Origin of the sequence: Burkholderia pseudomultivorans (assembly GCF_902499075.1) — a bacterium.
GTDB classification, from domain to species: domain Bacteria; phylum Pseudomonadota; class Gammaproteobacteria; order Burkholderiales; family Burkholderiaceae; genus Burkholderia; species Burkholderia pseudomultivorans.
On the sequence record NZ_CABVPP010000030.1, the window covers coordinates 25,665 to 39,301 of the forward strand.

General features: G+C 69.3%; 7 protein-coding genes and 1 pseudogene. 3 read left to right on the forward strand and 5 right to left on the reverse strand.

The window, feature by feature from the left end; translation table 11 throughout:
* Positions 1-14: 14 nt before the first annotated feature.
* Both BST28156_RS19700 and BST28156_RS19705 read right to left on the reverse strand, forming a co-directional pair.
* A complete protein-coding gene (locus BST28156_RS19700; protein ID WP_174903162.1) occupies positions 15-1,283 on the reverse strand; it encodes an NAD(P)/FAD-dependent oxidoreductase in 1,269 nt (422 codons plus the stop codon).
* Positions 1,284-1,411: 128 nt separating this feature from the next.
* Complete coding sequence (locus tag BST28156_RS19705; RefSeq protein WP_174903163.1) at positions 1,412-2,992, reverse strand: amino acid permease; 1,581 nt, start codon at positions 2,990-2,992, stop codon at positions 1,412-1,414.
* A 515-nt stretch (positions 2,993-3,507) separates the two neighbouring features.
* On the opposite strand from BST28156_RS19705, the gene amaB reads away from it, so the two are divergent.
* Positions 3,508-5,019 (forward strand): L-piperidine-6-carboxylate dehydrogenase, encoded by a 1,512-nt coding sequence (gene amaB, locus BST28156_RS19710; RefSeq protein ID WP_060242753.1) that lies wholly within the window; start codon positions 3,508-3,510, stop codon positions 5,017-5,019.
* A gap of 123 nt (positions 5,020-5,142) precedes the next feature.
* On the opposite strand, the gene BST28156_RS19715 is transcribed toward amaB, so the two are convergent.
* Entirely contained in the window at positions 5,143-7,593 is a 2,451-nt protein-coding gene (locus BST28156_RS19715; protein ID WP_174903164.1) for a DUF3772 domain-containing protein, read from the reverse strand.
* A gap of 394 nt (positions 7,594-7,987) precedes the next feature.
* Between BST28156_RS19715 and BST28156_RS19720 the strand changes: the two genes are divergently transcribed.
* Complete coding sequence (locus tag BST28156_RS19720) at positions 7,988-9,406, forward strand: MFS transporter (RefSeq protein WP_174903165.1); 1,419 nt, start codon at positions 7,988-7,990, stop codon at positions 9,404-9,406.
* 399 nt (positions 9,407-9,805) lie between these two features.
* Positions 9,806-11,063 (forward strand): annotated as a pseudogene (locus BST28156_RS35095) (hypothetical protein).
* 35 nt (positions 11,064-11,098) lie between these two features.
* On the opposite strand, the gene BST28156_RS19730 reads toward BST28156_RS35095, so the two are convergent.
* Together BST28156_RS19730 and BST28156_RS19735 are read right to left on the reverse strand one after the other, a co-directional pair.
* Positions 11,099-11,374 carry a nuclear transport factor 2 family protein gene (locus BST28156_RS19730; RefSeq protein WP_174903167.1) on the reverse strand — a complete coding sequence of 92 codons (276 nt, stop codon included), beginning with the start codon at positions 11,372-11,374 and terminating at the stop codon, positions 11,099-11,101.
* 10 nt (positions 11,375-11,384) lie between these two features.
* Positions 11,385-13,616: a penicillin-binding protein 1A gene (locus BST28156_RS19735; RefSeq protein ID WP_174903168.1), complete on the reverse strand. Its 2,232-nt coding sequence runs from the start codon at positions 13,614-13,616 to the stop codon at positions 11,385-11,387.
* Positions 13,617-13,637 lie beyond the last annotated feature (21 nt).

Sequence of the window (13,637 nt, forward strand, 5' to 3'; positions counted from 1 at the left end):
CCGCCGCGCCACGCTCAGCGGCGGCACGACGCGAGCGCGTCGCGGGCCTGGTACGCGGTGTACGTGAGCTGCGCGGCGGCCAGCCCCGCGAGCCCGAAGGTGCGTGTGAGCCCGAACGCGCCGAAGCCGTCCGGCACCGGCCGGCCTTCGGCCAGCGCGGCGGCGAGCGTCTCGCCGGCCACCGTGGTCGGCGCCATCCCGTGGCCGCCGAACGCGATCGCGTGCCATACGCCGTCCGCGTCGCGGCCGATCTGCGGCATCTTGTGCCGCGCGTAGCTCATCAGCCCGCCCCACGCGTATTCGACCTTCACGTCCGCGAGCTGCGGATAGACGCGCAGCAGATCGCGCCGCAGCAGGCGCGCGATCGCGTCGGGGCCGCGGTCGAGCACCGAGATCCGGCCGCCCCACAGGATCCGCGTGTCCTTCAGCGGACGGTAGTAGTCGAACGCGAAGCGCGTGTCGTAGATCGCGTAAGGTGCGTCGATCGCCGTCTTCAGGCGTTCGCCGAGCGGCTCGGTCGCGATCACGTAAGTGGCGATCGGCAGCACCGCGCGCTCGATGCGCGGCGACACGCCGCGCGCGTAGCCGCCGCCCGCGAACACGACGTCCTTCGCGCGTACCGCGCCCTGTGCGGTGCGCACGACGTAGCCGGCGCCTTCGCGCGCGATGCCGAGCGCGGCCGAGCGTTCGTAGATGCGCGCGCCGCCGCGCGCCGCGGCCGCCGCGACGCCGAGCACGTACTTGAGCGGATGGAAGTGGAACGCGTTCGGCTCGAACAGGCCGCCGTAATAGCGCGTGCTTTTCAGCCGCGCGCGCAGCGCGTCGGTCGCGACCGGTTGCCAGTCGACGTCGAATTCGCGCTTCATCAGCGAACGCACGCTGTCGAGCCGCGACGGATCGTCGAACCAGTTCGCGAGCATCACGCCCTCGTCGACGATGTCGCAGTCGATGCCGTAGCGCGCGATCCGCGCGCGGATCAGGTCGACCGCGTCGATCGTCAGGCGGTACAGGCGGCGCGCTTCGTCGCGGCCGAGCGTGCGCAGCAGGTCCGCGTTGTCGAGGCTGTAGCCGCCGAACACGAAGCCGCCGTTGCGGCCCGACGCGCCGAAGCCGACCCGCTCGCCATCGAGCACGATCACGTCGCGCACGCCGCGCTCGACGAGACCGAGCGCCGTGCACAGGCCGGCGAGGCCGCCGCCGACGATGCAGACCTGCGTGTCGAGGGTGCCGGTCAGTTGCGGATAGGGCTGGCGGGTAACGGTGGCTTCGTAGAAGTTCTGCATGCGATTCGATGACTCGTAACGGCGGAAAAACAGGCGGCGCGCGTCGATCTTGCCTGAATGCGCGCGCCGCGTCGAATGGTGGTCGGGCCGCCGCGGCGGGCGGCCTGCGCGGTATCGCGCGTCCTCGGTCAGATGCCCGGCGTCGGGTTCGCCGCGCGCGCGACGCCGGCCGGGTAGCCGGCGGTGCTGTCCGCTACCGGCTCGGACGCCGCGTTGCGCTCGATCCACGGCGCGATCTCCATGTCCTCGTAGCGGACGAGGCGGCATTTGCGCGCGAGCGCATAGCCGAGCCAGATCAGGAGGAAGAACGGCAGGCCGATGTAGGTCGCGGCGATGCCGGCCCAGTCGACCCGGTCGGCGAGGAAGGCCTGATAGTCCTGGCCCAGCGCGACGATCGCGCACAGCACGAACGCGAAGATCGGCCCGAACGGGAACCACTTCGCGCGGTACGGCAGCTGGTCGAGGCGATAGCCCTGCTTCAGCAGGCCCTTGCGGAACCGGTAGTGGCTGACCGCGATGCCGAGCCACGTGACGAAGCCGGCCATCCCCGACGTGTTCAGCAGCCACAGATAGACGGTCTTGTTGCCGTACAGCGACGTGAGGAAGCACAGCGCACCGACTGCGGTCGTCGCATACAGCGCGTTGCGCGGCACGCCGCCTGGCGACAGCTTCGCGAACCATTTCGGCGCGCGGCCTTCGACGGCGAGGTTGTACAGCATCCGCGTCGATGCATACATGCCGGAGTTGCCGGCCGACAGCACGGCCGTCAGGATCACCGCATTCATCACGCCGGCCGCGAACGCGAGGCCCGCGTGGCGGAACACCAGCGTAAACGGACTCACGCCGATGTCGGTCACGTCGCTTTTCAGCAGGCTCGGGTCGGTATACGGGATCAGCACGCCGATCACGAAGATCGCGAGCACGTAGAACAGCAGGATCCGCCAGAAGATCTGGCTGACCGCGCGCGGAATCGTCGTGCGCGGGTTCTCCGATTCGCCGGCCGCGACGCCGATCATTTCGGTGCCCTGGAACGAGAAGCCCGCGATCATCGCGACGCCGAGCATCGCCGCCCAGCCGCCCGCGAACGGCGCGTCGCCGATCGAGAAGTTCGCGAGGCCCGCGCTCGGGCCGCCCGTCAACACGCCGAAGATCATCAGCAGGCCGATGCCGAGGAACGCGATCACGGTCAGCACCTTGATCAGCGCGAACCAGTATTCGGCCTCGCCGAAGCCGCGCACCGACAGCGCGTTGAGCGCGAAGATCAGCGTGAGGAACAGCGCGCTCCACCAGACGCCCGGCACATGCGGAAACCAGTAGTTCATCACGAGCTGCGCGGCGACCAGCTCGACCGCGAGCGTGACGGCCCAGCTGTACCAGTAGTTCCAGCCGAGCGCGAAGCCGAAGCCTTCGTCGACGAACTTCGACCCGTAGGTCGCGAACGAGCCCGACACCGGCATGAACGCGGCCATTTCGCCGAGGCTCGTCATCAGGAAGTACACCATCAGGCCGATCAGCATGTACGCGACCATCGCGCCGCCGGGGCCGGCCTGCGAGATCGACGCGCCGGACGCGACGAACAGGCCCGTGCCGATCGAGCCGCCGATCGCGATCATGCGCAGATGGCGCGCCTGCAGGCTGCGGTGAAGGGCCGGCTTCGCGGGACGCGAACCGGGCGGGCGAGAGGAATCGGGGCGGGCATCTGAGTGCATGGCGGGTGCTGGGCGCTGTCTCCGGAATTGTTTTTTCGATATGAGGCGCGGGCGGCCGTCGGCGCGCCGGCCGCGGCGGCACCTCGACGCGGCCCGATTGTGTGGGGTCGGCAAACCGGCTGCAAACGATATTTCCGAACTGGTTGATGCGGCTGGCTCATCAAGTCGCGCCGGATCACGGGGGGCGGCGCCGCGCGGTGCCGGCTTCGGCGATATCCGGTCGGCAGGCCGGGACGGGGCGCTTCGTGCCGCCGAGGTGTTGCGTTTTGGGAATGAAGTCGTGAGTTAATATCAATAGCGGCCCGACTTGTGGCCATCGACAATGTGCTGCATGGATCGTGCCTCGCGAGGCGGGCTTGCGCCGGCCGGACGGATGTCCGGCGAGGCCGCCGCGCCCGCGCAACGGGCCGCTCGCGGCGCGCATCCGCTTGCACAGGGCGCGCGAACGCGCTCCAATCGAATCACGCGGGCGGCGTCGCCGCCGCACCGATCAATCTGTCCCTGAAGAGGAAGTGATGCAATTCAACGACATTCTTGCTGCGCTCGACATCGATCTCGCCCAGTGGAAAGGCAACGCGCTGACCGCGCGCTCGCCGCTCGACGGCGCGACGCTCGCGACGCTGGCGGTCGATACGCCCGCCGACGCCGAGCGCAAGATCGACGCCGCGCACGATGCATTCCTCAAGTGGCGCACGGTGCCCGCGCCGGTGCGCGGCGAGCTTGTACGCGTGTTCGGCAACGTGCTGCGCGAGCACAAGGCCGCGCTCGGCCGCCTCGTCACGCTCGAGGCCGGCAAGATCACGTCGGAAGGCCTCGGCGAAGTGCAGGAAATGATCGACATCTGCGATTTCGCGGTCGGCCTGTCGCGCCAGCTCTACGGCCTGACGATCGCGTCGGAGCGCCCGGGTCACCGGATGATGGAAACGTGGCACCCGATCGGCGTGTGCGGCGTGATCTCGGCGTTCAACTTCCCGGTCGCCGTGTGGGCGTGGAATGCGGCGCTTGCGTTCGTGTGCGGCGACCCGGTCGTGTGGAAGCCGTCGGAAAAGACGCCGCTCACCGCGATCGCGTGCCACGTGCTGCTCGGCAAGGCGCTGCGCGAATTCGACAAGACCCATCCGGGCGTGGCGCCGGAAGGCCTGCATCAACTGGTGCTCGGCATGCGCGATGTCGGCGAGGTGCTGACCGCGTCGAAGAAGGTGCCGGTCGTCAGCGCGACGGGCAGCGTGCGGATGGGCACGGAAGTCGCGAAGGTGCTGAGCCAGCGTCTCGCGCGCGGCATCCTCGAACTCGGCGGCAACAACGGGATGATCGTCGCGCCGAGCGCGGATCTCGATCTCGTCGTGCGCGCGGTCACGTTCGCGGCGGTCGGCACGGCCGGCCAGCGCTGCACGACGCTGCGCCGCCTGATCGTCCATCGCAGCATCGTCGACCAGCTGCTGCCGCGCATCGAGAAGGCCTACGCGTCGGTGAAGGTCGGCAATCCGCTCGAGGAAGGCACGCTGGTCGGCCCGCTGGTCGATCGCGCGTCGTTCGACGCGATGCAGAAGGCGCTCGCCGATGCGCGCGAGCAGGGCGGCGAAGTGAAGGGCGGCGAGCGCGTCGACGTCGGTCATGCCGATGCGTACTACGTGCGTCCGGCACTGGTCCGGATGCCGAAGCAGTCGGCGGTGGTCGAGCGCGAGACCTTCGCGCCGATCCTGTACGTGATGGTCTACGACGATTTCGACGACGCGATCGCGGTGCACAACGCGGTGCCGCAAGGCCTGTCGTCGGCGATCTTCACGAACGACATGCGCGAGGCCGAGCAGTTCATGTCGGCGGCCGGCAGCGACTGCGGGATCGTCAACGTGAACATCGGCACGAGCGGCGCGGAGATCGGCGGCGCATTCGGCGGCGAGAAGGAAACGGGCGGTGGCCGCGAGTCGGGTTCGGATGCGTGGAAGGCGTATATGCGTCGTGCGACGAACACGATCAACTACAGCCGTCAACTGCCGTTGGCGCAGGGGGTGAAGTTCGACGTGTAAGGCAACGCGCCCGGAAGGGCGCGGTGCGTCAATGCAGAAGGCCGGTTGCCGCGATGCGGCGGCCGGCCTTTTGCGTTTCGGGGGACGCGATGCGCGATCGTGCGCGGCGACGGCGCGCTGCGCTCAGGCGCCGTCGGCCGACGGCATGTTCTGCACGACCAGCATCTGCGGGCTCGACAGCGTGATGCCGGCCGCGCGCAACTGCTTCAGGATCTCGAACAGCAAGTCGCTCTTCGTCGAACTCGCGATCCGCGGGCTCGACACGTAGCCCGTCACGCTCAGCGTGATGCCGTCCGGCGCGAGCTGGCTGAACGTGACCGACGGCGCGGGCTTTTCCAGAATCGCCGGATGCTCGCGATACGCGTCGAGCAGCAGGTCGCGCACCTGCTCGGGATCGGTATTCAGCGGAAACGTCAGCACCAGCGTCGCGACGCCCTGCGTGCTGTTGCCCATCGTCACGTTGCGCAGGTTCTGCGAGATCAGCTGCGAGTTCGGCACGATCACCGTCGAGCGATCGCTGAGCTGGATCTCGGTCGCGCGCACGTTGATGCGGCGAATGTCGCCTTCGACGCCGGCGATGCTGATCATGTCGCCGACCTTCACCGGACGCTCGGTCAGCAGGATCAGCCCCGACACGAAGTTCTTCACGATCTCCTGCAGGCCGAAGCCGATACCGACCGACAGCGCGCTGACGATCCACGCGAGGTTGTTCCAGCGGACGCCGAGCAGCCCGAGCGTCATCAGCACGAGCAGCACGTAACCGACGTTGGTGAACAGCGTGATCAGCGACACGCGCATCCCGGCGTCCATGCCGAGCGCGGGCATGAACTCGTCGTCGAGCCAGCGGCGCACCGAGCGCAGCAGGTAGAAGCCGATCGCGAAGCCGATCACGGCGTTCATGATCCGGTCGGGCATGATGTTCAGGCTCTGCAGCCGCTGGCCGCCGACCATCGCGGTCACGCTGTCGAGCAGGTCGCCGGGCGTCGTGCCGAAGCCGCCCGTCAGCAGCGCGATCGCCGCGAGCAGCATCAGCAGGCTCGTGCTGAGGCCCGACAGCACGGTGTGCGCCTGTTCGAGATGCTTGTCGTCGAGCGCGAACAGGTGCTTGATCTGCTTGCCGGTCGACAGGTTCGCCGAGAACAGGCTCTCGCTCGCGTCGCGCATCAGCTGCGTGAGCACGTACACGCTGCACAGCACGATCTCGAACCACACGAGCTCGTAGGTGATGAAGCGCGCGACCGTGATGTAGCCGATCGCGAGCGCGGCCAGCGACGCGACGATCGCCAGCGTCACGCCGGCGTGGATCAGCCCGGCGAGCGTCGAGCGCTGCTCGGGCGACTCGCCGGCCGCCGCGAGCGCGCTGCGCACGCGGTTCGAGCGCAACAGCGACGCGCCGACCGTCAGCGCGACGACGAGCGACACGATGCCGCGACCGAACAGCGTGACCGACAGGCTCGTGTCGGCGATCCGGTTGATCGACTCGAGCGCGCCCGACACCAGCAGCAGCCCGGCCAGCACGCCCGGGAACGGCTTCATCGCGAGCGCGACGGGATCGGCGAGTGCCGGCAGCCGCCAGGTCGGATGGTTCGTGCACAGCAGCGCGCGGCCGAGCCCGGCGATCAGCGCGCAGGTCGCGGCGAGCTTCGCGAACTGGTCCCACAGGTCGGTCATCGCCGGCGTGAGTTCGTAGTGGCGCGCCACCGCGAGGTAGAGGATCTGGACTGCGATCGCGGTCGTCAGCAAGGTCGAGACGGCCATCGACAGCGCCAGCGCGCTGCGGCGCAGGCGCGTCGGCGGCAGGCGGTTCAGGCAGAACCATGCGAGCGCGCGCTCGACGAGCCGGCGCCCGCCGCTCCAGACCGCGAGCGCGGCGATCAGCAGCAGCACGGTGATCGTGCGTTGGCCGGGCGTCCACGACGATTGCAGCATGTCGCGCAGTTCGGCGTTGAAGCCGCCGAGCCGCTGCACGTCTTCCGGCGACAGGTGGAACAGCGGCAGCCAGAATTGCGCGCCGAAGATGCTGCCCGAACGGAATGCGAGCTGGTTCTTCAGCAGGCTGCGATGCAGCTTCGCGAACTGGTCGGACAGGTTCGCGAGATTGGCTTTCTGGTCGGCGGCCTGCTTCAGTGCGGCATCGATCTGCGCCTTGCGCGCGTTCAGCGTCGCGCGCTGCTGCGCGACGGCCGGCGTTTCGGGCGCGGCGCCTGCGGCGGGCGGCGGCCCGAGTACGTCGAGCTGCGCCTGGATCTGTGCGCGCTGCGGGACGAGCTCGCCCTGCAGTTTCTCGACCGCGGTACTGAGTTCCTGGGTCGCATCGTCGAGCGCGTCGAGCGCCTTGCTGTTGTCGGTGGTCGCCGTCTGCTGCTTGATGCGGTCCTGTTCGACCTGCATCTGCTTCAGCTGTGCAACCGCTTCGGTCAGCGAAATGGCCGGAACGGCCGCCGCGCCGACGGCGCTGGCGCCCGGCGCGGACGCCGCGGCCGGAAACGCCGACGCGGTCGCGATCGCGGCGAACTGCAGCAACGCGATCAGCGCGATCCGGCGTGCGTAGGAGGAAAGTCGTTGTATGGACATGGAATGCTTACGATTTGCCGACACTATCGATTGCCGAACGGCATCCGCAGGCCGGCGGTTGGCCCGGTAGCATGTTACCGGGGCGCGGCGATGGCGGTCGCGCGGATCGCGCATGCCGTTCGCGGCGGTTCGGGCGGCGCGCGCCGGCGTGAAACGGTCCCGCGCGCCCCGTGCCGGCGGGCCGGAGGCGGCAGTCGGCGGCAGCGCAGGCGCTGTTCGCGGCGCACGCCGGGCCCGACAGACGGTTACGCAATTTACACATTATCGGGTGCGAAACGGCGTGGCTCGCCTCGCCCCGTGACTGTCGGGCGTGCCGGTACAATGCAGCGATGCGCGCGGCGCGCCCCGACGCCGCCGACAACAACAGACGACACGATCAGGAGACGCATCCAAGATGGCCTCAACGGACAGCATTCCGCAGGCACCCGCCTTATCTTCGCCGATCGACGCCGGCTCGATCTCGGCACGCCTCGACCGCCTGCCGCCGACGCGCAGCGTCTGGAAACTCGTCGTGCTGCTGAGCCTCGGCTTCTTCTTCGAGCTCTACGACCTGCTCTACAGCGGCTACGTCGCGCCGGGCCTCGTGAAAAGCGGCATCCTCAGCGCGACGACGCACGGGCTGTTCGGCACCACGGGCGTCGCGAGCTTCATCGCCGCGCTGTTCTCCGGGCTGTTCATCGGCACGATCGCGTGCGGCTTTCTCGCCGACCGGTTCGGCCGCCGCGCGATCTTCACGTGGTCGCTGCTGTGGTACACGGCCGCCAACGTCGTGATGGCGTTCCAGGACACCGCGGCCGGGCTGAACTTCTGGCGCTTCGTCGTCGGTCTCGGCCTCGGCGTCGAGATGGTGACGATCGGCACGTACATCTCCGAACTCGTGCCGAAGCAGATCCGCGGCCGCGCGTTCGCGTGCGAGCAGGCGGTCGGGTTCGTCGCGGTGCCGGTGGTCGCGTTTCTCGCTTATCTGCTGGTGCCGCGCGCGCCGTTCGGCCTCGACGGCTGGCGCTGGGTCGTGCTGATCGGCGCGCATGGCGCGATCTTCGTCTGGTGGATTCGCCGCGGCTTGCCGGAAAGCCCGCGCTGGCTCGCGCAGCAGGGCCGGCTCGACGAAGCCGATCGCGTGATGCGCGCGCTCGAGGCGAAGGTCGAGGCCGAATACGGGCGGCCGCTGCCGGCGCCCGCGCCCGCGCAGCCGGTGGCGGAGCGCGGTCGCTTCCGCGACATGTGGGTGTCGCCGTATCGCAGCCGCACGATCATGATGACGATCTTCAACGTGTTCCAGACGGTCGGCTTCTACGGCTTTGCGAACTGGGTGCCGACGCTGCTGATCAAGCAGGGCATCACGATCACGTCGAGCCTGATGTATTCGAGCGTGATCGCGCTCGCGGCGCCGATCGGCCCGCTGATCGGCCTCGTGATTGCCGACCGCTTCGAGCGCAAGTCGGTGATCGTCGCGATGGCCGCGGCCATCATCGTCTGCGGGCTGATGTTCAGCCAGACCACGGTCGGTGCGTTCCTGATCGTGCTCGGCATCGGCCTCACGCTCGCGAACAACATCATGTCGTACAGCTTCCACGCGTACCAGGCCGAGCTGTTCCCGACGTCGATCCGCGCCCGCGCAGTCGGCTTCGTCTATTCGTGGAGCCGCTTCTCGGCGATCTTCTCGTCGTTCGTGATTGCCGCCGTGCTCAAGGGGTTCGGCACGGTCGGCGTGTTCGCGTTCATCGCGGGCGCGATGGTGATCGTGATGGCCGCGATCGGGCTGATGGGGCCGCGCACGAAGGGCATCGCGCTCGAGACGATTTCCCGCTGAGCGGCGCTCGGCGCGTGCGTCGCGTCTTTCCCGTCGCAGAGGGAAGGACGCGACGCTTTTCCGGAAAAGACGCATGCCGGGAATGATTGGGGATGCCAATCGATAGCCGGGCTTCCGCTCCGGGCAACCGGCAGGCATTCCGGCCGGCGCGCTGCATGGCCGCAGCGCGCCGAGGGTCCAGCCTCGAAGCGTGTCATGCGATTGCCGGGTGGACGGCAACGAGTTGAAACAACCGGTGACGAAACGCAAATTCGTCGCTAAAGCGGGGCTTCATCGCTGCCGATTCTGACGCTGGCGCGTAGAATGAAATATCTGACGACTCTCGTACCGCCATCGGACCGGACACGTTGCATCCGCAAACGGTCTCGCCGCGCAGAGGCGTCGACACCGGCGCACGCGATGCGTCGGCTGCATCGACGGTTCTCGCGAAAGACATGCCGTTCGCCGTGCGCGGCGGCCGGACCGGCCGATGGTTCTCGATCGTATGATGCTTCCCCGCCTGACGCGGCGCCATAACAAGCCGCGTTGCCGTACCCTCGCCTTCGCCGCCTGCGTGTGGCTCGCTGCCGTCCCGCCGATTTCCCTGATTGCCGCGCCGGCTGCGTTTGCCGCGTCCGACGCGTCGCCGTCGGCTGCCGCTGGATCCTCATCCGTCGAATCGCCCAAGCCTGCGCCGGCGGCTGCGTCGTCGGCTTCCCGTGCGCACGCGGCTTCCGCTGCATCGGCCGCGAAACCCGCGTCGCCAGCGTCCGGCGCGTCGCCGGCCTCGGCTGCTTCGCCCGCATCGCCTGCTTCGGCGGCGTCCGCCGCGCCCGCCAGCGAGGCCGCGCCGCCGCCCACGCCGCCGCGCCGGCATCCGCCGCTGTCCGCGCAGGAGGCGGAAAACGCGACCGCGCGCGCGATCGACATGCGCAAGCGTTTCGCGCAGGAAGTCACGCGCCGCCTGAACGTACCCGTGAGCGAACAGCGCGCGTATGGCGTACGGCTGCAGAAGGCGCTCGACGACGCGAACCTCGGCGATCTGGCCGGCGAATACGTGGCGATGGTCGATCGCGCACCGAACGTGCAGGCGATCTTCCTCTACTTCCGCGCGACGCCGGCGAATGCGTGGCTGATGATCGGCGCGTCGCCGGTCGGCACCGGGCTGCCGGGGCAGTACGACCATTTCCTGACGCCGCTCGGCGTGTTCGACCACACGCCCGACAACATGGACTTCCGCGCGGAAGGCACGACGAACGAGAACGGCATTCGCGGCTACGGTCGGCGCGACATGCGCATCTTCGATTTCGGCTGGGTGGACGGCGAGCGCGGCTGGGGCAAGGGCGGCACGTCGCCGATGCGCTTCCAGATGCATGCGACCGACCCCGATCGCCTGGAGCCGCTGCTCGGCATCCGGCACTCGAAAGGATGCGTGCGGATTCCTGCGTCGCTGAATACGTTCCTCGACCGGCACGGCATTCTCGACGACGACTACGAGGCGCGCGTCGAAGCCGGCAAGTCGTTCTGGGTGCTGCACGCCGATCGCGACATCACGCCGATCGCGGGCCGCTATCTGGTCGTGATCGACAGCGCGCGCAAGACGCGCCCGGCGTGGTCGCCGCTGCCGGGCCGCAAGGCCTGGTCGAAGGTGCCGAAGGGCGGCGATACGGCGGATTGACGGGGAACCGGTGGCGGCCGACGGAACCCGCCGCGTCAGCGATGCGGCGCAGGATTCAGGCGATGGCTCAGGGCGCCCGCGAAATCGAACCGCGAGTAGTCGCGAAATGCGAAGCGCCATGCGCCGTCGACGCGTTCGAACGCATCGTGACAGCGGCCCGCGGCGACCGGCTGCGACGGCAGGCCGTCGACGGCTTGCCGCACCGTGTAGTACGAACGCGCGGTCGCGCGATGCGCGGCTTCGTCGATCTCGATGATCGGGTTGGCCACGACGTGCTTCGTGCGCGGCGTGCCGCACGGGTAGCGCTTCACGCGCGCGTTGCTAGCGGAACAGCCTCAACCAGTCGAACAGTCCCGGATGCGCGCGCCGCCGCGGCGCCGGTGCGGGTGCGCTGCGCGGCCGGAAGTCGGGCGAGAACTGCACGCGCGGGTCGATCGCCCGCGCACGCAGCGCGTCGTCGTAGAACGCGCCGACGATCGGCAGCGCACTGTGCGCGCCCGCGCCCCAGTAGTTGCTGCGCAGCGTCACGCTGCCGTCGTCGAAGCCGACCCACGCACCGGCGACGAGCTGCGGATGCATCAGGATGAACCAGCCGTCCGCGTTGTCCTGCGTCGTGCCGGTCTTGCCGGCGACGTCGTCGCGAATGCCGTAGCGCACGCGGATGTCGGCGCCCGTGCCGCGATCGACGACGTCGCGCATCACGTCGACCAGCGTCAGCGCGGCGCTCGCCGGCAGCGCGCGTTCCGGCGGCGCGCTGCCGAACGCGGCCAGCACCTTGCCGTTGCGATCCTCGATGCGCGTGATCATCTGCGGCGCGACATAGAGCCCGCGGTTCGCGATCGTGCCGTACGCGGACACCATCTCCTTCAGCGTGACCGGGCTCGTGCCGAGCGCGAGCGACGGCACCGCGTCGAGCGGGCTGTCGCGCACACCCATCGCGCGCGCGAGCCGCGCGACCTTCGCCGCGCCTTCGCGCTGCATCAACTGCGCGGTCACGCGGTTGTTCGACTGCGCGAGCGCGTCGCGCAGCGTCATCGGTTCGCCGGTCGGCGGGTCCGGATCGGTCGGCCGCCAGACCGCATGCCCGTCGAGCGGGATCGCGACGTCGCGGTCGACGTAGGTATCGTCCGGCCGAGCGCCGTCCGCGAACGCGGCGCCGTAGACGAACGGCTTGAACGTCGAGCCCGGCTGGCGGCGCGCCTGCTGCACGTGGTCGAACGGCTCGTCGCCGAAGTCGGGGCTGCCGACCCACGCGCGGATCGCCCCGTTGCGCGGATCGATCGCGATGAAGCCGGCCTGCACCTGCGTCTTGCGCTCGCACAGCGCGTGCATGAACGCGCGATTCGCGCCGAGCTGACGGAGTGCCGCCGCATCGGCCAGCCCCGCGTCGCGCGCATCGCGGTAGTCGGGCGTCTGGCGCATGAAGCCGCGGAACAGATCGTTGCGCAGCCCGCAGCCGGACGGGCCGCGCCAGGCGGCGTCGGCGACTGCCTGCAGCCGGGCGGTCTGCTTCTCGAGCGCCTGCGTCGCCATGTCCTGCAGCCGCGCGTCGAGTGTCGTGCGGATCACGAGCCCGTCCGAGTAGAGGTCGTAGTTGTGGCTGTCGGCCCATGCGATCAGCCACTTGCGCAGTTGCACCGCGAAATGCGGCGCGGGGCCCGGTTCCGGCGTCTGCCGCTCGAAATCGACGCGCAGCGGCCGGCGCTGCAGCTGCGCGAGCTGCACCGGCGACAGCATGCCGGCCTTCGCCATCCGGTCGAGCACGATGTTGCGGCGCTGCAGGGCCCGTTCGGGATTCAGCACCGGGTTGTAGTAGCTGTTGCCCTTCAGCATCCCGACCAGCGTCGCGCTCTCGACGATGTCGAGCTGGTCCGCCGACTTGCCGAAGTAGGTGCGCGCGGCCATCTCGACGCCGTACGCGTTGTACAGGAACGGCACGGTGTTCAGGTAGGTTTCGAGGATCTCGGCCTTGCTGTACACCATCTCGATCTTGAACGCGGTGACGAGCTCCTTGAGCTTGCGCGTGAGCGTCGGCGCGCGACCGACTTCGTCCGGATACAGGTTGCGCGCGAGCTGCTGCGTGATCGTCGAGCCGCCCTGGCGATCGCCGGAGAACGTATGCAGCGCGGCCGCGACCGTGCGGCGCCAGTCGATGCCGTGATGCGCGTAGAAGCGGCGGTCCTCGGTGGCGATCAGCGCGTCGACGGTGTGCGGCGAGATCAGCTTGAGCGGCACCCATTCGCGGTTGACCGGACGGAACTCGGCGATCAGCCGGCCGTCGGCCGACAGCACGCGCGCGGGACGATCGATGCGCGCCTTGCGGATGTCGCCGATGCTCGGCGTGAACGGCACGAACGCGAGCAGGACCAGCACGCCGAGCACCGGTATCGCGGCGAGCGTCAGCGCGACGCCGCGCCGTGTCGGATGACGCAGCGCATGCAGGCCGCGGCCGAGCAGCGCCCGGGCGCGCGCGGCGCAGGCGGCGGCGAGCGGCGCGACGCGGGCGCGGCAGCGGATCCACGAATCTCGAAGGAACGGCACGAAGCGATTCACGGCGGGGGCAGGGGCGGAAAA